Source organism: Rhizomicrobium sp., assembly GCA_037200985.1.
Classification (GTDB): Bacteria; Pseudomonadota; Alphaproteobacteria; order Micropepsales; family Micropepsaceae; genus Rhizomicrobium.
Genome location: JBBCGJ010000001.1, coordinates 1864825 through 1882269, shown reverse-complemented (window position 1 = coordinate 1882269; position 17445 = coordinate 1864825). Strand labels below are relative to the sequence as shown.

Annotated in this window: 18 protein-coding genes; 7 read left to right on the top strand and 11 right to left on the bottom strand. The window is 66.6% G+C overall.

Going from position 1 to position 17445, the window contains the following annotated elements; translation table 11 throughout:
* Positions 1 to 47: 47 nt before the first annotated feature.
* Positions 48 to 575 carry a hemerythrin domain-containing protein gene (locus WDN01_09140; GenBank protein ID MEJ0026178.1) on the bottom strand — a complete coding sequence of 176 codons (528 nt, stop codon included), beginning with the start codon at positions 573 to 575 and terminating at the stop codon, positions 48 to 50.
* 91 nt (positions 576 to 666) lie between these two features.
* Positions 667 to 1473 carry a pseudouridine synthase gene (locus tag WDN01_09135; GenBank protein ID MEJ0026177.1) on the bottom strand — a complete coding sequence of 269 codons (807 nt, stop codon included), beginning with the start codon at positions 1471 to 1473 and terminating at the stop codon, positions 667 to 669.
* Positions 1474 to 1486: 13 nt separating this feature from the next.
* Here WDN01_09135 and WDN01_09130 point away from each other — a divergent pair, with 13 nt between their 5' ends.
* The gene (locus WDN01_09130) at positions 1487 to 1939 is read left to right on the top strand and encodes a nucleoside deaminase (GenBank protein MEJ0026176.1); all 453 of its coding nucleotides are present in this window, start codon (positions 1487 to 1489) and stop codon (positions 1937 to 1939) included.
* 23 nt (positions 1940 to 1962) lie between these two features.
* On the opposite strand, the gene WDN01_09125 is transcribed toward WDN01_09130, so the two are convergent.
* Complete coding sequence (locus tag WDN01_09125; protein MEJ0026175.1) at positions 1963 to 3042, bottom strand: MBL fold metallo-hydrolase; 1080 nt, start codon at positions 3040 to 3042, stop codon at positions 1963 to 1965.
* Positions 3039 to 3689, bottom strand: a complete 651-nt coding sequence (locus WDN01_09120; protein ID MEJ0026174.1) for a 2-hydroxychromene-2-carboxylate isomerase — start codon at positions 3687 to 3689, stop codon at positions 3039 to 3041. The genes WDN01_09125 and WDN01_09120 overlap by 4 nt, the downstream gene beginning before the upstream one ends.
* An 86-nt stretch (positions 3690 to 3775) precedes the next feature.
* Here WDN01_09120 and WDN01_09115 point away from each other — a divergent pair, with 86 nt between their 5' ends.
* On the top strand, positions 3776 to 5359 hold the full coding sequence (locus tag WDN01_09115; protein ID MEJ0026173.1) for a sulfatase-like hydrolase/transferase: 1584 nt from the start codon (positions 3776 to 3778) through the stop codon (positions 5357 to 5359).
* Between the two features lie 55 nt (positions 5360 to 5414).
* Positions 5415 to 6086, top strand: a complete 672-nt coding sequence (locus WDN01_09110) for a glutathione S-transferase family protein (GenBank protein MEJ0026172.1) — start codon at positions 5415 to 5417, stop codon at positions 6084 to 6086.
* A 10-nt stretch (positions 6087 to 6096) separates the two neighbouring features.
* On the opposite strand, the gene WDN01_09105 is transcribed toward WDN01_09110, so the two are convergent.
* From WDN01_09105 to WDN01_09095, 3 genes are read right to left on the bottom strand one after another with little or no spacing between them, the layout of a single operon-like run.
* On the bottom strand, positions 6097 to 6981 hold the full coding sequence (locus WDN01_09105) for an FkbM family methyltransferase (GenBank protein MEJ0026171.1): 885 nt from the start codon (positions 6979 to 6981) through the stop codon (positions 6097 to 6099).
* A complete protein-coding gene (locus WDN01_09100) occupies positions 6981 to 7712 on the bottom strand; it encodes a TerC family protein (protein MEJ0026170.1) in 732 nt (243 codons plus the stop codon). The genes WDN01_09105 and WDN01_09100 overlap by 1 nt, the downstream gene beginning before the upstream one ends.
* 9 nt (positions 7713 to 7721) lie before the next feature.
* Positions 7722 to 8342, bottom strand: coding sequence for a phosphatase PAP2 family protein (locus WDN01_09095; GenBank protein ID MEJ0026169.1), 621 nt, complete (start codon positions 8340 to 8342; stop codon positions 7722 to 7724).
* A gap of 117 nt (positions 8343 to 8459) precedes the next feature.
* On the opposite strand from WDN01_09095, the gene WDN01_09090 reads away from it, so the two are divergent.
* Complete coding sequence (locus WDN01_09090; GenBank protein ID MEJ0026168.1) at positions 8460 to 9701, top strand: acyl-CoA dehydrogenase family protein; 1242 nt, start codon at positions 8460 to 8462, stop codon at positions 9699 to 9701.
* Between the two features lie 371 nt (positions 9702 to 10072).
* Here the strand turns inward: WDN01_09090 and WDN01_09085 are convergent, their stop codons facing one another.
* The 4 genes from WDN01_09085 to purD form a co-directional block, all read right to left on the bottom strand.
* Entirely contained in the window at positions 10073 to 11986 is a 1914-nt protein-coding gene (locus WDN01_09085; GenBank protein ID MEJ0026167.1) for a PAS domain S-box protein, read from the bottom strand.
* 100 nt (positions 11987 to 12086) lie between these two features.
* Positions 12087 to 13175, bottom strand: a complete 1089-nt coding sequence (locus tag WDN01_09080; protein ID MEJ0026166.1) for a phosphotransferase family protein — start codon at positions 13173 to 13175, stop codon at positions 12087 to 12089.
* 91 nt (positions 13176 to 13266) lie between these two features.
* On the bottom strand, positions 13267 to 13884 hold the full coding sequence (locus WDN01_09075) for an HAD family phosphatase (protein ID MEJ0026165.1): 618 nt from the start codon (positions 13882 to 13884) through the stop codon (positions 13267 to 13269).
* Positions 13881 to 15164, bottom strand: coding sequence for a phosphoribosylamine--glycine ligase (gene purD, locus WDN01_09070; GenBank protein MEJ0026164.1), 1284 nt, complete (start codon positions 15162 to 15164; stop codon positions 13881 to 13883). Before purD ends, WDN01_09075 begins: the two co-directional genes overlap by 4 nt.
* Before the next feature lie 52 nt (positions 15165 to 15216).
* Here purD and WDN01_09065 point away from each other — a divergent pair, with 52 nt between their 5' ends.
* From WDN01_09065 to xseA, 3 genes are read left to right on the top strand one after another with little or no spacing between them, the layout of a single operon-like run.
* On the top strand, positions 15217 to 15417 hold the full coding sequence (locus WDN01_09065; GenBank protein ID MEJ0026163.1) for a type II toxin-antitoxin system VapB family antitoxin: 201 nt from the start codon (positions 15217 to 15219) through the stop codon (positions 15415 to 15417).
* Positions 15414 to 15815 (top strand): PIN domain-containing protein, encoded by a 402-nt coding sequence (locus tag WDN01_09060; GenBank protein ID MEJ0026162.1) that lies wholly within the window; start codon positions 15414 to 15416, stop codon positions 15813 to 15815. Before WDN01_09065 ends, WDN01_09060 begins: the two co-directional genes overlap by 4 nt.
* Before the next feature lie 29 nt (positions 15816 to 15844).
* Entirely contained in the window at positions 15845 to 17260 is a 1416-nt protein-coding gene (xseA, locus tag WDN01_09055; protein ID MEJ0026161.1) for an exodeoxyribonuclease VII large subunit, read from the top strand.
* Positions 17261 to 17445: the final 185 nt, after the last annotated feature.

Sequence of the window (17445 nt, the reverse complement as noted above, 5' to 3'; positions counted from 1 at the left end):
GCGGGACGAAACGCCGCCCGCGCCGTCCGGCGCGGGCGGCGGCTGTTTCAGGCGACCTTCACCTTCTGCTTGGTCGCCTCGTATTTGCGGTTCATCTCGATGCGCTGGTCGCCGTCGAATGTCTTGCGCACGTCGCGCCAGACATTGCTCTCCTCGTCCTTGATGTGATGCTCGACCAGTTCCTTGAGCACCTTCGCCGCGGCGGTGAATTCCGGCGACGAGGCCGGCCGGATCGTGTCCAGCCGCTTGAGCGCGATGTCTGCGTGCTTGTGCTCGATATAGCCTTCGTTGCCGTCGACCTTCGCGTCCTTGTCGCGCTGCGCGATGATCGCGTCATAGACGACCTTCTCCTCGGCACGGACATGCGGGATCAGCGCCGCCTTGATCTGCTTGACCAGCGAGGTGCGCTCCGCCGCCTTCTCGGTGTCGACCAGCTTGCCGAGCAGTTCCTTGACCTCGTCATGCTCCTGCTTGAGCGTATCGAGGATGTCCGCCTCGTCGGCTTCGGCGCGCGCGCCGTTGGCGCGCTTCGCGCGTTTGGCGTCGGAAGACGAAAAGACGTCCAGAATGGCCATGATCGAATTCCTCGTGGGGTTGCCACAGGCCAACGCGAGGCGGCGCGCTTCGGTTCCGCGCGGCGTTTCGCCGTACGCTATCGGACGCGGCTCAGCGCTTCTTGCGGCCGATGCCGAGATGCTCGCGCCACAGCTTCGCCGGCACTTCCTCGACCGCGCCCTCGGCGAGATGGCCGAGATGGAACGGGCCGTACTGCACCCGGATCAGCCGCGCCACTTTGAGGCCCAGCCGTTCCATCAGCCGCTTCACTTCGCGGTTCTTGCCTTCTTTGAGCTGCACGCTCGCCCAGGAATACATCCCCTTGGAGCGTTCGAGATCGGCGACCACCGGCCCGTATTTCACGCCGTCGATCGTGATGCCGGTCGCGAGCTTTTCGAGATCGGCCTGGGTCACCTTGCCGAACAGCCGCGCGCGATAGGTCCGCGTCCAGCCGCTCGCCGGCAGTTCCAGCCGCCGCGCCATGTCGCCGTCATTGGTCAGCAGCAGGAGCCCCTCGGAGTTGAAATCGAGCCGCCCGACCGAGACGACGCGCGGCAATTGCTTGGGCAGGCTCATGAACACGGTCGGCCGCCCATGCGGGTCCTTGTGCGTGGTGACGAGGCCCGACGGCTTGTGATAGCGCCACAGCCGCGTCTGCTCCTTGGCCGCGATCGGCTTGCCGTCCACCGTGATGACGTTGAGCTCGGTCACGTTCAGCGCCGGAGAGGTCAGCGTCTCGCCGTCCACCGCCACGCGGCCTTCCGCGATCATCTTCTCGGCGTCGCGGCGCGAGCAGATGCCGGCCCGCGCGATCGCCTTGGCGATGCGCTCTCCGGTCTTGCCCGTCTCCTCCGCGAACCGCTCGACCGGCTCGGCATCGGTCGAGGGCGTCCACTTGCCTTTGCTCGGTTTTGCCAATTTAACATCCGCCGTGACTGATGACGAAGCCATAGCACTCGCGATAGCGGAAGCCCAAGCCGCCGCCGCCCGCGGCGAGGTGCCGGTCGGCGCCGTCCTGCTGTCGGCGGAGGGCAGACTGCTGGCAAAAGACGGCAACCGCATCGTGGAGAACCGCGATCCGACCGCCCATGCCGAGATCCTGGCCCTGCGCGCCGGCGCCGCGGCGCTGGGCAATGAGCGGCTGCTGGGCACCGCGCTTTACGTGTCGCTGGAGCCCTGCGCGATGTGCGCCGGCGCGATCAGCCTCGCCCGCGTGGCGCGGCTGGTCTTCGCGGCGGAGGACCCCAAGGGCGGGGCGGTCCTGCACGGGCCGCGCTTCTTCGAGCAACCCACCTGCCACCACCGCCCGCTTGTGGCGAGAGCCGGCGACGCCGAGGCAGCGGGGGCGGTGTTGAAGGATTTCTTCCGTACACGGAGAAAATAACCTCTCCCGCTTTGCGGGAGAGGTTAATTCATATCCCCCACATCGATATCCGTCGAATGTCCGGGCAGCCGCACGATCAACCCGTCATGCCCCACCGTCACGCCGTCCGGCCGCACGTCGCTAACGCCCTTCAAAAACGCCCGCACCGCGATCGCGTTGGGCAGGATCGGCAGAAGATGGGTGAACAGCAGCAGCTTGGCATGCGCCAGGTTGGCGATCCTCGCCGCGTCGACCGGCGCGGTATGATAGCCTGGGATGTCGTGCATGATCTTCGCCGGGCGCGGCCGCCCCGCGGCCAGCATCTCGCTCTCCATGATCCCGACCAGCTCCGGCGCCAGCCCCTCATGCACCAGCACGTCGGTGTCGTGCGCCGCGCGCGCCAGGTCCTCGTCATAGATCGTGTCGCCGCTCACCGTCACGCTGCGCCCGCCGAAATCGAAGCGGTAGCCATAGGCCGGATTGGCCGGCTCGTGCTTCACGCGGATCGCCGTCACCTTAAGCCCCAGCGCGTCGAACACCGGCGCGGTCTTGGCGTCCGGCGGAATGATCACCGGCACGGCGACCAGCAAAGCCGCCTCGGGCGGCAGCATCGCCGCGCCGTGATGCTTGGTGCGGTAGCCGTCGTCGAGCGCATAGGCCTCGTTGAAGCCCGCCACCACGCGCTCGATCCCCGGCGGGCCATAGACCTTCAGCGGTCCCTTGCGCCCCGCGACCCAGGTTTGCAGCCTTATCTCGGCCAGCCCGCCGATATGGTCGGAATGCAGATGGGTGATCAGCACGCCGTCGATCCGGTCGAGCGGCACTTTCCAGAGCTGCAGGTTGCGCGCCGCATCGACTCCGGCATCGACCAGATAGAGATGCGATCCCGCCGCGATCATCGTGCTCGGCCCGGCGCGGCTGACGTCGGGCAGCGGCGTGCCGGTCCCGACCAGCAGCACCGATAGCGCGCCGTCCTGCGCCAGCTTCGCATCGCCGCCGCTGACCGCCGCGCGCACGAAATGCCGGAACAGCCACACATCGACGGCCGTCGAGCGCAGGGCCAGCGCGCCGCCTGCGGCGATCACCACGATCGCGGCGACGACACCGATCAGGATGCGTCTCATCGTTTCCGGAGTCCCTTCTGTTTCAGCCGCCACAGCAGGACGTCGAGCCGGTCCTGCCCGAAGAAGGGCTCGCCCTCGAACGCCATGGTCGGCACGCCCCAATGGCCGGCCGCCTTGTGCGCATCCTGGTTGGCGACGATGACGGCCTCGTACTTGTCCGGATCGGCTTCGATCTTCGCATCGAGCGTCGCGAGATCGCAGCCCGCCCGCGCCGCCGCCTCGGCGAGATGTGTGCCTTCGTTCCAGCCGTTGTGCTGCCCGGACCAGATCGTGTGGCTGACCTCTTTCAGGAAGGGCAGGCCGCGCCCGATCTCGGCGGCGGCGCATCCCAGCCGCGTCAGGCGATGGATATAAGGCTGGTCCGGCGTCGCGGCGCGCGTCTGGAAATCGACCACGACCGGATCGGGCCTCGGCCACTGATAGGGCAGGCCGAGCATTTGCGCGATCCGCATCGTGTCGCGCATCAGATACGGCACCCATAGCGGATTGACCTGCGAGAAGAATTCGCCCGAGCGCACCGCCAGCGGATAGACCGGCCGGACGTTGACGGTCAGGTCGTATTCCGCTGCCATCTCGCACAGGCGCGGCGTCGCCAGATAGGAATAGGGACTGCGGAACGACCAGAAGACGTCGATGGACAGCGTCACGCGAACCCCTCATTGACGGCGGCGGCGACACTGCCTAAGTTGAAACCGGAATACAAGTTCGCATTCCATGCTAAAGGCTGACACATATGGGCCGCAAGCTTCTCTTCATCACCACCGATCAGCAGCGCTGGGATTCGCTCGGCTGCAACGGCAACAGATTCTGCCGCACGCCGAACATCGACGCGCTGGCCGCGAGCGGCATCAACTATGCGCGCGCCTACAACCAGAACACCGTCTGCATGCCGGCGCGCTCCTCGATGCTGACCGGGCAGTATGTCCGCACCCATGGCGTGTTCTCCAACGGCGTGCCGCTGCCCGAAGACGCGCCGAGCTTCGCGCAATATCTGAAGGACAAGGCCGGCTACAAGACGGCACTGATCGGCAAGGCGCATTTCGAGCCCGGCTTCGACCCGCAGTTCAAATTCCGCGAGAACATCCGCCAGCGCGAGGGCAATCTCGGTCCCTGGCGCGGCTTCGACTACGCCGTCCACGCCATGCACATCGCGAGCTTCGCCGGCCGTCCCGTCGGCCATTACGGCCGCTGGCTGCGCGAGAAGGACAAGGCGGCGTTCGACAATTGGCCGCCTTTGCTCAACGCCACGCCGGGCGGCGACACCGGCGCGCCCGAGACCACCAACCATCACATCCCGCGCGGCCTCTATCACACCGACTGGCTGCGCGACCTCGCGCTCGGCTGGCTCGATACGCTGGACGCCGACGACGACTGGATGCTGTGGCTGAGCTTCCCCGATCCGCATCACCCCTGGGGCCCGCCGGCCGACGAGAACCGCCGCTGCGACTGGCGCGATCTGCCGCTGCCCGACGGCTATCCCGGCTCGCCGGAGGAGATCCGCAAAGTGCTGGCGATGAAGCCGGCGCATTGGCTGGCCTATTACGACGGCAGCTTCGTCAACGCCGAGGGCGGGCCGCAGAATTTCCGCCCCCAGCAGCTCACGCCGGACAACATCCGCGAGATCAACGCCAAGGTCCATGTGATGAACGAGCTGATCGACGAAGCGGTCGGCCAGGTCATGGCGAAGATCGCGGCCAGGGGCTGGGACCAGGACACCGACGTGATCTTCACCACCGACCACGGCGAGATGCAGGGCGATTTCGGCCTGATGTACAAGGGCCCGTTCCATGTCGACGCGCTGATGCGGCTGCCGTTCATCTGGCGCCCGGCGCCCTCGGCGAAGATCGCGCCCGCGACCGTCACCCAGCCGGTCGAGCAGGTCGACATCGCCGCCACCGCCTGCGCCATCGCCGGCATCGAACGGCCGGACTGGATGCAGGGCACGGCGCTGCCCGCGACCGACGACGGCACGCGCCGGCGCGCCTTCTGCGAATGGGACAGCCAGTTTCCCGGCTACGGCATGCATTTCCGCTCGATCTACCGCGACGGCGTGATGCTGACGCGCTACGAGAAATCGACGGTCGGGCGGCCGAACGGGCTGGAGACGCATTTCCCCGCCTATAACGGCTTCAAGACTCACATCGAATATGACGGTACGGAAGGCGAGCTCTACGACCTCAAGAACGATCCGCATCAATTCGTGAATCTATGGAACGACCCGGCCTGGAAGGGCGTGAAGAGCGACCTGATCGCCGATCTCCTCGACAACCTGCCGGAAGAGCATTCGCCGAGGCTGGAAGTGATGGCGCCGGCGTGATTGGATAACCTCTCCCGTTTACGGGAGAGGTTGGAAAAACATTCGGGAGGAAAGCATGGCCCTCATCGTCTATGGCGGCGCGGTATCGCCCTTCGTGCGCAAGGTGCGCGTCGTGCTCGCGGAGAAGGGCGTCGACTACCAGCTCGAGCAGATCAGCCCGTTCAATCCGCCGCCGCATTTCCTCGCCATCTCGCCCTTGAAGCGCATCCCCGTGCTGCGCGATACCGACCGTCCCGAGCCCAACACGCTCCCCGATTCCTCGATCATCTGCGACTATCTCGAGCACAAATATCCCGCGCCCGCGCTCTATCCCGCCGATCCGTTCGAGCGCGCAAGGGCACTGTGGTACGAAGAATATGCCGATTCCGCGATGGCGGCCGCCGTCGGGCCGGGCCTGTTCTTCGAGCGCATCGTCAAGCGCATGATGCGCGGCCAGACCGACGAGGCGGCCTGCCAGAAATCCCTGACCGAGAAGCTGCCGCCGCTGTTCGATCACCTGGAGGTCGAGGTTGCGGACAAGGACTATCTCGTCGGCGAGACGTTCTCGATCGCCGACATCTCGGTCGGCACGCAGTTCGTCAACTTCGTCCACAGCGGCGAGAGCGTCGATCCGGCGCGCTGGCCCGGCCTCGCCGCCTATGTCGCGCGGCTCCATGCGCGGCCGTCCTTCCGGACGCTGATCGACGAAGAAACGCCGCTCGTCATGCGCTTCCGCGCCGCCGCCTGATGGCGCCGGACTAGGCCGGCGGCGGGTCGGCGATCGAGTCGAAGAAGCGGTCCAGATAGCTGCGATGCACGCAGAGCAGGTCCGTCTGCACTCCGCTGAGGAAGACATAGGTGAGCAAGAACCACGCGCAATAGGCGCGAAAGCCGCGGAACGGCGGGGATAGCCAGACGACGGCGGACCGTCCTCCCATCGTGTTGCGGATCGGCCGGAGGCCGTCCCAGCGCGGCATCTCGGTCGGCGCGGAGCGGAACCAGTTGCGGTAATAGCGCCGCGTCGGCCAGGCCAGGTTCAGATTGTCGAAGATGACGTAGCCCCGGGCTTCGAGAAAGCGCAGCACCCGAAGCGAGCCCGTGAATTCGACGAAGATGAGGTCGATTCCGAAACGCTCCATCGTCCGCGCCGCGCCCTTCAGAACCCGCAATTCGCCGCCCTGCACGTCGATCTTGACGAAGCGGACATGTTCGGCGACCTCGTCGTCGATCGTGACCACGTCGACCTCGACCCTCAGCTTGCGGCGCCACCGGCCCAGATGCCCGAGCGCCGAGAAGCCCGGCAGACGCTTTGCGGCCCTCGCCTCGTCGGGCGAGACGACGCTGGCCACGTTCAGCGTCTCGCGTCCCTTGCGATCGGCGAGCGCCGCGGGCCGCACCGTGACGCGCGGCTCCCGCTCGGCATAGCGGTTGAGATAGGGCAGGTTGCCCGGAAAGGGCTCATAGGCGATCACATGCGAGCCGGGGCTGTGCTTGAGCATTTTGGCGGTCTTCAAGCCGATCGCGGCGCCCGCGTCGATCATCAAACCGGGCTCGAGCCGCGCGAGCAGCGGATAGACGGTGTCGTGTCCCTCGCCGAAGCGCCGGCCGCCGTTCACGGTGCTCCGCGCCCAGCGTCGGTCCATCAGCGCGTCTTTTCCTTCTTCCGCCGTCCCCGCCGGTGCGCCACGAACTGGTTGAGCGCCTCGACCAGGCCGGAGAACGCAACCGCGAAGTAGAGATAGCCGCGCGGAATGTGGAAATGCAGCGCGTCGGCGATCAGCGCCGTGCCGATCAGGAGCAGGAAGCTCAGCGCCAGCATCTTGACCGTCGGATGCCGCTCGACGAATTCGCCGACCGCGCCCGCCGCCACCAGCATCACGAACATCGCGAACACGACGGCGGCGATCATCACCGACAGGTGATCCGCCATCCCGACCGCCGTCACGACCGAATCGATCGAGAACACGATGTCGAACAGCGCGATCTGGACGACGGCCGTGGCGAGCGAACTGGCCGGCTTGTGGGCGTGCGTCTCATAGTCCTCGGTCATCTCGTGGATTTCCCGCGTGCTCTTGGTCAGCAGGAACAGCCCGCCGGCGATGAACACCAGGTCGCGCCACGAAAATCCCTCGCCCCAGATCCACAGGACCGGCTGGGACAGATGGATGATCCATGCGATGCTCGAGAGGAACGCGACGCGCAGGATCAGCGCCAGGCCGAGCCCGATCTGCCGCGCCAGCTTGCGCCGTTCCGGCGCCACGCGGTTCGCCACCAGCGCCAGGAAGATCACATTGTCGATGCCGAGCACGATCTCGAGCACGGCGAGCGTCAGAAGCGATATCCATCCGTCGAGCGTGAAGAAGGGCGCGAACATGGGAGCGTCTCAGAACCAGGGCGGCGGAAGTTGGGGGAAGACGTATAGCAAGGTCTCGCGGCTCGCGAGAAGCCCGATCCCGGCGCCGATGAACACGTCGCTGAAGAAATGCGCGGTCAAGAGCGCCCGCGTCACGCCCAGCCACAGCGCGATCGCGAACCACAGGACCGCCAGATGCGGGAAGGCGCAGCTCGCGATGGTGGCGACCGTCGTGATCGTCAGCGCATGGCCCGACGGAAAGGAGTTGTAGTCCAGCCGGAACTCGAACCAGACGAATTCGTATTTGCCCATCTCCATGTCGTCGCGCGGCCGCCGCCGTCCCACCACCAGCTTCATGCTGTGCAGGATCGCGCTGCCCGCGCCGAGACAGACGATGAACGCCCAGGCGTCGTTCGACGCCTCGCGCAGGCTTTCGTTCTCGCCCCAGAGCGCCAGCCCCGCCTGCGCCGCCGCCAGCGCGACCAGCGCCGCGACCAGCCAGTGCGCCGCCTTGGCCCAATGGGTGGTGGCCTCCAGGAACCGCTCGAACCGGGCGCTCTCCTGGTCGTAGAGGATATGCGCCGCCCGCCGGTCGAAGGGCAGGCAGCCGAAACCCAGGACAATGAGGAAAACGCCCGCCCAAAGCAGCATGGACGCTGCTTGCCGTGGCGGGAGGCGCCTGTCAAATCCGCTCCTTTGTCGTCTGGCCGGGCCGGGACGAGCGGGCTAAAGTCCCGCCCACTCGATATCGATCTCACGGAGGAAACTATGGATTTCGACTATTCGCCGCGCCAGCGCGAGTGGATGAACAAGGTGGGCGATTTCATGCACGCCCATGTCTACCCGGCCGAGCCGGTCTATGCCGCGCAGATGGAGGAAGCCCGCGCCAAGGGCAATCCCTGGATCGTCGTGCCGGTGGTGGAAGACCTCAAGAAGAAGGCCAGGGCGCAGGGCCTGTGGAATTTCTTCTTGAACGAGAGCGAGCACGGCGCCGGTCTCAGCAATCTGGAATACGCCCCGCTGGCCGAGATCATGGGCCGCGTCGGCTTCGCCTCGGAGGTGTTCAACTGCTCCGCCCCCGATACCGGCAACATGGAGGTGTTGGAGCGCTACGGCAGCCCGTACCAGCAGGACAAATGGCTGAAGCCGCTGCTCGCGGGCGAGATCCGCTCCGCCTTCCTGATGACCGAGCCGGCGGTGGCCTCGTCGGACGCGACCAACATCGCGACCCATATCGAGCGCCGCGGCGATCACTACGTCATCAACGGCACCAAATGGTGGTCCTCGGGCGTCGGCGATCCGCGCTGCAAGATCATGATCGTGATGGGCAAGACCAATCCGGACGGCGGCCGCCACAGCGCCCAGTCGCAGATCTTCGTCGAGCGCGACACGCCCGGCGTCACCGTCAAGCGCATGCTGCCGGTGTTCGGCTATGACGACGCGCCGCACGGCCATGGCGAGGTCGTGCTCAAGGACGTCAAGGTGCCGGTGGAGAACATGATCCTCGGCGAGGGCCGCGGCTTCGAGATCGCGCAGGGCCGTCTCGGGCCGGGCCGCATCCATCACTGCATGCGCACCATCGGCGTCGCCGAGCGCGCGCTGGAGATCATGTGCAAGCGCCTGCTGACGCGCGAGGCCTTCGGCAAGAAGATCGCCGAGCATTCGGTGTGGGAGCAGCGCGTCGCGGAGGCCCGCATCAACATCGACATGTGCCGTCTCCTGACGCTGAAGGCGGCCGACATGATGGACAAGGTCGGCAACAAGGTCGCGCGCACCGAGATCGCGGAGATCAAGGTGGCGGCGCCGCGCATGGCGCTGAAGATCATCGACGACGCGATCCAGGCCTGGGGCGGCGGCGGCGTCACGACCGATCCGGGGCTGGCGAAGATGTATGCCGGCCAGCGCACGCTGCGCCTCGCCGACGGCCCGGACGAGGTCCACTGCCGCACCATCGCGCGCCTGGAATTCGGCAAGCACGCCGAAATGCCCAAGCGTCAGGCGGCGGAATAGGGCTCGCTCAGATTGAAGGAAAGGGCGGCAGCGATGCCGCCCTTTTTGTCTGCCGCAACAAGAACGGCGTCATGGCCCGCGAATGCGGGCCACCCAGTTGACGTCTGCACGTTCGGAACAGGTGCGCGCGTCCGCGCCCAAATTTTCACGCGGAGCCGCGAAGTTCTTCGTTGGCCTCCGCGACTCCGCGGCTCCGCGTGAATCCTTTGAAATGCGCTTCGCACGATGGACGGCCGCTCAAGCCAGTTCCGTTTCCTAACCAACAACCGTCATGGCCGGGCTTGTCCCGGCCACCCATATTCCAGTGCGCCGTCCGTGTTTATGGGTCGCCGGCACGGGACCGGCGATGACGATTTTTCTTCTGATGAAAACTACGCCGCCGCCCGCTGCGCCGGCTTCAGCGCGAAGGTCACCGTCACCTCGGTGCCGATGCCCTCGGCGCTCTCGATGCACATCCCGCCGCCGTGCCGCTCGGTCAGGGACCGCACCAGCGCCAGTCCCAGCCCGGTGCCGGACTTGGCGAGGTTGGGATCGGCACAGACCTGCTCGAACGGCCGTCCGAGCCGCCCCAGCTCGCTCTCGGGGATCCCGATTCCGGTGTCGCGGACGCTCACCCGCATGAGATCGCCGTCCTGCGCGGCGCGCACCGCCACCGTGCCGCCCCTGGGCGTGAATTTGAGCGCGTTGCTGAGCAGGTTGATCACCACCTGCTTCACCGCGCGGCGGTCGGCGACCAGGGACAGCTTCGTGCCCACCGCGACATCCAGCGCCACGCCGGCGGTGTGCGCCCGGTCGTCGAGCAGGCGCGCGACGTCGGCGATGGTCTCGCCGAGATCGACCTGCTCGAAATTGAGCTCCATCTTGCCGGCCTCGATCTTCGCCATGTCCAGCATGTCGGTGATCAGGTCGAGCAGGAGCTGGCCCGAATCGTAGATCAGCGTCGCATAGCTCTCATAGCGCGCATTGCCGAGCTGCCCGAAGGCCTGCGCCTTCATCAGATCGGCGAAGCCGATGATCGCGTTCAGGGGCGTGCGCAGCTCGTGGCTCATATTGGCGAGGAACTGCGATTTCGCCTTGTTCGCGGTCTCGGCGCGCTGCTGCGCCGCCTTGGCCTCGATCTCGCGTTGCTTGCGCTCGGTGACGTCGCGCGCCACGCTGATATAGCCGAGATAGGTGCCGTCCGGCGCACAGCGCGCCCGCGTCTTCACCTCCAGCCAGACATAGGTCCCGTCGCGGCGCATCAGGCGATAGGCGACGGTGAACTCCTCCGTCCGCTTGGGCGGCAGCTCCAGCTTGCGCAGCTGCGCCAGGTCGTCGGGATGGACGAACCGCATCCAGCCGCCGTTCTCGATCTCCGCCGCCGTGCGGCCCATCAGGCGGTCGAGCGCTTCGGACGCGAACAGGATGCTGCGGTCCGGGGCGAACAGCAGGATGACGTCGGAGGCCTCCGTCGTCATCACGCGGTACATCTCGTCGGCCTTGCGCCGCGCCTCCTCGGCCTCGACCCGCGCGCTGACGTCGCGCGACACGCTGATCACGTTCTTCGGCTCGCCCGTCGCCGGATCGAACACGGTGCGGATCGTCGTTTCGAGCCAGACGTAATGGCCGTCGCGGTGCCGGATGCGCCAGGTCGCGACCGTCGTGTCGGCGTCCACCGGCCGCGTGATCATCTTGGCGGCTTCGTCCTGGTCGTCGGGATGGATGAAGCGCTTGTAACCGCCGTCGCGGATCTCGTCCGCGGTGTGTCCCGTGATGCGTTCGAGCGCGCTCGACACGAAGACCAGCTTGCCGTCCCTGGCATACAGGATGACGATGTCGCCGGATTCCTCTGTCATCAGGCGGTACATCGCCTGCGCCTTCTCGCGCTCTTCCTCGGCGCGGACCTGGGCGGTGACGTCATGGCTGACGCCGAGCACGGCGGTGACGCGGCCGTCCTCGCCGATCTCCACCTCGCCATGGGTGTCGACGATCTGCACCGCGCGTTTGGGATCGCGCGCATAGGTGCGGTAGGTGAAGGGCGAGCGTGTGCGGATCGCCTCGGTCAGCGCCGCCTCGATCACGACGCGCGATTGCGGCGTGATCTGCTCGAACAGCCATTCGGCGTCGGGCTTTCGCGTGTCGGGGTTCTCCCCCAAGAGCCGGTACATGCCCGGAGACCAGGAATAGGCGCTGTCGGCCAGGTCGAATCGCCAATGGCCGATCTGCGCCGCGCGCTCGGCGAGGTCGAGATGCGTGCGGATGCGCTTGAGGCGCATCGCATGCAGCCGTTTTTCCTCTTCGCTCATGTCTTCCCCGGGAGCGGCCCTTGCCGCGGACGGGCAATCTAGGCCGGACAGGGTTAAGCAACGCTTGCCGCGCGTCCACAGGTTGCGCTTTAGGAAAGCCTTAACCCTGGGCGCCCGCGCGCTGGGCGAAGTGCCAGCCGCGTATCGCCAGCGGCCGGACCGCCGCGGCGTTCTGCGCCGCGTTGGCGTTCGCCGCCGTGCCGTCGCGCACCCGGCCGACGATGCCCTGCAGGATGCCCGTCAGGCGGAAGAAATTATACGCCGCGTAGTAGTCCATGTTCGGCGTCTCGCGGCGCCCGGTGCGCTCGCAATACATCTTCACATACTGGTCCATGGTCGGGATGCCCAGCGCATCCAGGTCGGCCGAGAGGAGCGACTGCGTCCCGGCCGAGGTTCCGCCCGGCTGCATCTGCCACTGCATCAGGTGATAGGTGAAATCGGCCAGCGGATCGCCGATCGTCGCGAGCTCCCAGTCGATCACCGCCAGCACCCTGGGTTCGGTCGGATGCAGGATCATGTTGTCGAGGCGGTAGTCGCCATGCACCACCGACGGGCGGCCCTCGGCCGGCAGGTGCTTGGGCAGCCAGTCGATCAGCTTGTCCATCTCCTCGATCGTCTCGGTCGCGGAGAGCTGGTATTGCTTGGTCCAGCGCGCGATCTGGCGCGCCACATAGGCGGTGGGCTTGCCGAAGTCCTCCAGCCCGATCTTGAGATAGTCGAGATTGTGCAGCCGCGCGAGCGTCTCGTTCATCGCGTCGTAGATCGCCCAGCGCTCCTTCTTCTCCATGCCGGGCAGCAGCGCCTCCCACAACACGCGCCCCTCGACGCATTCCATGACGTAGAACATCGTCCCCGCGATGCTTTCGTCCTCGCACAGCAGATAGGGCCTGGCGACCGGAAAGCCGGTCGGATGCAGCGCCGAGATCACCTTGAACTCGCGGTCCACCGCATGCGCGCTGGGAAGCAGCTTGCCCGGCGGCTTCCTCCGCATGACGTATTTGCGGTTCGGCGTGACGAGCTGATAGGTCGGGTTGGACTGCCCGCCCTTGAACTGGCGCACTTCGAGCGGCGTCCGGAAGCCCTCGATGCGGTCGGCGAGATAGGCTTCGAGCTTTTTGACGTCGAAGGCATGGGCGTCGGCAACGTCCTTGGTGCCGGAAAAGGTCTCCTGCCGGCTGGGCTCGCTCATCGCCATACTCCCCGTGCGGATTTCTTGTTGCCGGCATTTTTGACCGGATGCGCCGAGCGCACAAGGCGCAAAGCCATTGGCTTTCGCTGCGTTATGCGCCGCCGAAAATCGGCGCCAGCGCTGCCGCTACGTCCGCATTGGACCGCACATGGACGGCCTGCAGACCCGCGGCGCGTGCGCCTTCCACATTGGCGAGCGCATCGTCGAAAAACAGGATGCGCGGCGTCGGCACGTCGATCTCCCGCGCGACATGCTCGAACGCGGCGCGGTCGGGCTTGCGCAGGCCGATCTCCGACGACAGGAACACGCGCCGGAACGGCTTCATGGTCTGCGCATAGAGCGGCTGCCAGTGGTCCGCATGGGCGCGGTTGGTGTTCGAAAACGCGTAGCAAGGCAGGCGCGCGCAGGCGGCCCCGATCCACGTCTCGGTGCCGGGAATCGGACCGCCGAAGATCGCATTCCAGCCGTCGAGAAACTGCGCGTCGGAAATGTCGATGCCCAGCGATTTGCGCAGTGCCGCGAAATAGGCCGCGGCGTCGATCTCGCCGCGCTCGTGCTTCTCATAGGCTTCGTCGTGGCTGTAGCGCGCCGCGACCAGCGCCGGATCGCAGCCGGCATGCTCGGCCCAGCGGGCCGTCACCCGCGCGAAATCGACGTCGAAGACCACGCCGCCCAGGTCGAACAGCAGCGCCTCGACCGGTTCGCTCATTGGCTAGCCTTCTCACGCGCGATCGCCCGCCAGCCGATATCGCGCCGCGCGAAACAGCCGTCCCAGTGGATCATGTCGACCGCCGCATAAGCGCGGGCCTGCGCCTCCGCCACCGTCTTGCCGGTCGCGGTGACGCTCAGCACGCGCCCGCCCGCCGCCACGATGCGGCCGTCGCGCCGCTCCGTTCCGGCATGGAAGATCTGCACGCCGGGCAGCCCTGCCGCCTCCTCAAGGCCCGTGATGACCTGGCCCTTCTCATAGGCTCCGGGATAGCCCTTCGACGCCATCGCCACGGTCAGCGCCGCCTCGTCGCTCCAGCGCAGGTCGATGTCCTTCAGCATGCCGTCCCGCATCGCGATCAGCGCGGTCAGAAGGTCGCTCTTCAGACGCGGCATCAGCACCTGGGTTTCCGGATCGCCGAAGCGGCAATTGTATTCGACCAGCTTCGGCCCCTCGGCCGTGAACATCAGCCCGAGATACATCACGCCGACATACGGGATGCCCTTGGCCCGCATCGCCGCCACCGTCGGCTTGATGAAGCGCTCCATCGCCAGCGCCTCCATCTGGGGGGTGAGCACCGGCGCGGGCGAATAGGCGCCCATGCCGCCGGTGTTCGGTCCCTTGTCGCCGTCGAACACGCGCTTATGGTCCTGCGCGCCCGCCAGCGGGATGACGGTCTCGCCGTCGCTGAGCGCGAAGAAGCTCGCTTCCTCGCCCGCCATGAATTCCTCGACCACCATCGCGTGGCCGCTGTCGCCGAAACCGCCCTCGAACATGACGTCGACGGCCTTGTGCGCGTCGGCCCGCGTCTCCGCCACGATCACGCCCTTGCCCGCCGCCAGCCCGTCCGCCTTGATCACCACCGGCAGGCCGAGCGTCTCGGCGAACGCCTTCGCCGCCGCGGCCTCGGTGAAGCGCCGATAGGCTGCCGTCGGAATGCCGTGCTCCGCGCAGAGGTCCTTCACGAAGCCCTTGGAGCCTTCCAGCACCGCCGCCGCCTTGCTCGGACCGGTGGCGCGGATGCCCGCCGCCTCGAACGCGTCCCACAGCCCGCCGACCAGCGGCGGGTCGGCGCCGATCACCGCGAAATCGATCGCGTTCTCTCTGGCGAAGGCCACCAGCCGCGGAAAATCCATCGCCGCGATCGGCACGCAGTCCGCGACCTGCGCGATCCCGGCATTGCCCGGCGCGCAATAGAGCTTGGTAAGCAGCGGACTGGCCGAAATCGCCCAGGCCAGCGCATGCTCCCGGCCCCCGGAACCGACGAGAAGGACTTTCATGGCATTTGTAAATCACAAGTGTGTGTGTAAAGCTATGTGTGAGGAGTTACACATGGCGACGAATCTATCCATTGATCCCGATCTTCTCGATCGGGCGCTGAAAGTCAGCGGCGAAAAGACCAAGAAGGCCGCGGTCACGAAGGCGCTGGAGGAATTCGTCAGTCGCCGGGAGCAGAAGCGCATCCTTGAGCTTTTCGGAAAGATCGACTGGGATCCGACCTACGACTACAAGGCGGCGCGTAGACGCCGTTGAGCCTTTTCGTCGATACGAGCGTCTGGTCTTTGGCCCTTCGCCGCGACGCGCCCGGCGGTCCGTTCGTCGCGGAATTGAACCGGGCCATCAACGCCGGCGACCAGATCGTCACCACGGGTCTCGTGCTGCAGGAAATCCTGCAGGGCGTTTCAGGCCCGCGCCAACGCGATCAAATCCTCGCGCGATTCGCGTCCCTGTTTCTCCTGCAGCCCGAATGGAATGACCATCTGAAGGCCGCCGATTTGTTCAATCGCTGCCGCCGGGCGGGGATTCAAATCGAGTCCGTCGATACGCTCTTCGCGCAGCTTTGCCTTCACTACGATCTGACAATGCTGACGGCGGATCGCGACTTCCATCACATGGCGCGCTACTGCGCCTTGAAAATCTGGAAGCCCTGAGTGCCCGTCCTTCCTGTATGCTGTGAATCATGTCCGAACCCGCCGCCAAGCCCCTTGCCAACCTGCCGGAATATTCCGTCAGCGAGATATCCTCGGCGCTCAAGCGCACGGTGGAGGATGCCTTCGCCTTCGTGCGGGTGCGCGGCGAGATTTCGGGCCTGAAATTCCATTCCTCCGGCCATGTCTATTTCGACCTCAAGGACGATAAGGCCGTCCTCAACGCCGTGATCTGGCGCGGCACGGCGCAGCGGCTGAAGGTGAAGCCCCAGGCCGGCCTGGAGGTCGTCTGCACCGGCCGCCTCACCACCTATGCCGGCTCCTCGCGCTACCAGATCGTGGTCGAGCAGGTCGAGCTCGCCGGGCTGGGCGCCCTCATGGCGCTGCTGGAGGAGCGCAAGAAGAAGCTCACCGCCGAGGGCCTGTTCGACCCCGCGCACAAGAAGAAGCTGCCCTTCCTCCCCGAGGTGATCGGCGTGATCACTTCGCCGACCGGGGCCGTGATCCGCGACATCATGCACCGGCTGGAGGCGCGTTTCCCGCGCCGCGTCCTGCTCTGGTCCGTGGCGGTGCAGGGCGAGCGCGCCGCCGCCGAGGTCGCCGCCGCCATCCGCGGCTTCAACGCACTGGCGGCCGGCGGCGCCTTGCCGAGGCCCGATCTTCTGATCGTCGCGCGCGGCGGCGGCTCGATCGAAGACCTGATGGCCTTCAACGAAGAAGCCGTGGTCCGCGCCGTGTTCGAGAGCACGATCCCACTGATCTCCGCCGTCGGCCACGAGACCGATACAACGCTGATCGATTTCGTCGCGGATGTCCGCGCCCCCACGCCGACTGCCGCCGCCGAGCTCGCCGTGCCGGTGCGCACCGAATTGCTCGGCCAGACGCTGGATTTCACCCGCCGCCTCTTGCGCTGCTTCACCAAGGGCATGGACGACCGCCGCCGCCATCTGGCGCAGCTCGCCCGTGTGCTGCCGCGCGCCGAGACGCTCTTTGCCCAGCCGCGCCAGCGCCTCGACTATGCCGGCGAGAATCTCGGCAAGGCCCTGCGCACCAATCTCCAGGAGCACCGCCGCGCCCTCGCCGAGGCCGCCGCCGTGCTGCGTCCCAACCGGATCGCCCGCCAGATCGGCCTCGGCGGCGAGCGCGCGGCCGCGCTGGGCCAGCGCCTGGCGCGGGTCCAGCGCACGCATCTTGCGGAACGGCGCAAACATCTGGAATCCCTCGGTCGCGTCCTGGAGAGCTCGTCCTACCGCTCGGCGCTGGAGCGCGGCTTCGCGCTGGTCCGGGGCGAGGACGGTGCTGTCCGCCGCCGCGCCGCATCCATCGCGCCGGGCGAGCGCCTGACGCTGACCTTCGCCGACGGCGAGCAAAGCGCCACCGCCGACGGCACCACGCCGCCGAAACCGAAAGCGAAACCCAAGCCCGGCGGGCAGGGAAGTTTGTTCTAGTCGCGTCCCACCTCCAAGCTGTCATGGCCCGCGAATGCGGGCCACCAAGTTGGGTTCGGCACAGTGCGCGACGATTTCGGGTCACAAAAACTTGCGAGTCCTCTCAAGGCGTGACCTGGGTGGCCCGAATTCGCGGGCCATGACACCCAATTTATGATTTCGTCCACCGGGAAACGGCTCTAATG

Bases quoted from the DNA above. Each gene is read 5' to 3' on its own strand.
- WDN01_09140 (MEJ0026178.1), bottom strand. From the start codon at position 575: ATGGCCATTCTGGACGTCTTTTCGTCTTCCGACGCCAAACGCGCGAAG.
- WDN01_09125 (MEJ0026175.1), bottom strand. From the start codon at position 3,042: ATGAGACGCATCCTGATCGGTGTCGTCGCCGCGATCGTGGTGATCGCC.
- WDN01_09115 (MEJ0026173.1), top strand. From the start codon at position 3,776: ATGGGCCGCAAGCTTCTCTTCATCACCACCGATCAGCAGCGCTGGGAT.
- WDN01_09110 (MEJ0026172.1), top strand. From the start codon at position 5,415: ATGGCCCTCATCGTCTATGGCGGCGCGGTATCGCCCTTCGTGCGCAAG.
- WDN01_09105 (MEJ0026171.1), bottom strand. From the start codon at position 6,981: ATGGACCGACGCTGGGCGCGGAGCACCGTGAACGGCGGCCGGCGCTTC.
- WDN01_09100 (MEJ0026170.1), bottom strand. From the start codon at position 7,712: ATGTTCGCGCCCTTCTTCACGCTCGACGGATGGATATCGCTTCTGACG.
- WDN01_09095 (MEJ0026169.1), bottom strand. From the start codon at position 8,342: ATGCTGCTTTGGGCGGGCGTTTTCCTCATTGTCCTGGGTTTCGGCTGC.
- WDN01_09090 (MEJ0026168.1), top strand. From the start codon at position 8,460: ATGGATTTCGACTATTCGCCGCGCCAGCGCGAGTGGATGAACAAGGTG.
- WDN01_09085 (MEJ0026167.1), bottom strand. From the start codon at position 11,986: ATGAGCGAAGAGGAAAAACGGCTGCATGCGATGCGCCTCAAGCGCATC.
- WDN01_09080 (MEJ0026166.1), bottom strand. From the start codon at position 13,175: ATGAGCGAGCCCAGCCGGCAGGAGACCTTTTCCGGCACCAAGGACGTT.
- WDN01_09075 (MEJ0026165.1), bottom strand. From the start codon at position 13,884: ATGAGCGAACCGGTCGAGGCGCTGCTGTTCGACCTGGGCGGCGTGGTC.
- purD (MEJ0026164.1), bottom strand. From the start codon at position 15,164: ATGAAAGTCCTTCTCGTCGGTTCCGGGGGCCGGGAGCATGCGCTGGCC.
- WDN01_09065 (MEJ0026163.1), top strand. From the start codon at position 15,217: ATGGCGACGAATCTATCCATTGATCCCGATCTTCTCGATCGGGCGCTG.
- xseA (MEJ0026161.1), top strand. From the start codon at position 15,845: ATGTCCGAACCCGCCGCCAAGCCCCTTGCCAACCTGCCGGAATATTCC.